Genomic DNA, 564 nt, shown 5'->3' on the forward strand with positions numbered 1-564 from the left:
TCCCGATCCGCGGGCGCGGCAGGTAGACGGCATGCGCCGTCAGCTTGAAGCTCTCGCCCGAAGGCAGCGCGTAGCCGAAGATCAGCTCGCACGGATCGCCGTCGATGGCCTGTTGCAGCAGCGTCTCGTCGGCAAAGCGAACCACCACGTTGCCGGTCAGCGCGGCGATGCCGGGCTCCACGCCGTCGATCTTGCCGTCGGCGCGGATCGTCTCCACCCGGTCGAGGTTGTTGGCATAGGTGATCTCGGCCGAGACCAGGTTGCCGAGCGCTGCGCCGTTGCGCTGGACGCTGCCGTTGAAGCTACCGAAGCGCCTGAGCGCGGGCTCGGTAAGGGTGCCGGCCTGGCTCGCAGCACTCTTGTCCTCGCCCTGCGCGATCACGCCGACGGTCGCGGTCACGAGACCCGAGCGCTCCATCGACCATTGCAGCCGGTCGACCCGGCAGCCGGGATACATGGCGTAATGCGGCACCTCCGGCAGGCCCTTCTCCAGCGCGAAGCTCGGCAGGTCCCAGGCGCCCGACTGGAACTCGTGGGTGTAGGGCCCGGTGCCGCTGGTCGTGG

Annotated in this window: 1 protein-coding gene; it reads right to left on the reverse strand. The window is 69.1% G+C overall.

Annotated elements, in window-relative coordinates; genetic code table 11:
• On the reverse strand, positions 1-564 hold a 564-nt coding region (locus AB6A66_RS17475), incomplete at both ends, for a phage tail tube protein (protein ID WP_371056903.1).

The sequence above is a fragment of the Rhodosalinus sp. K401 genome (assembly GCF_041365735.1).
GTDB lineage: Bacteria > Pseudomonadota > Alphaproteobacteria > Rhodobacterales > Rhodobacteraceae > Rhodosalinus.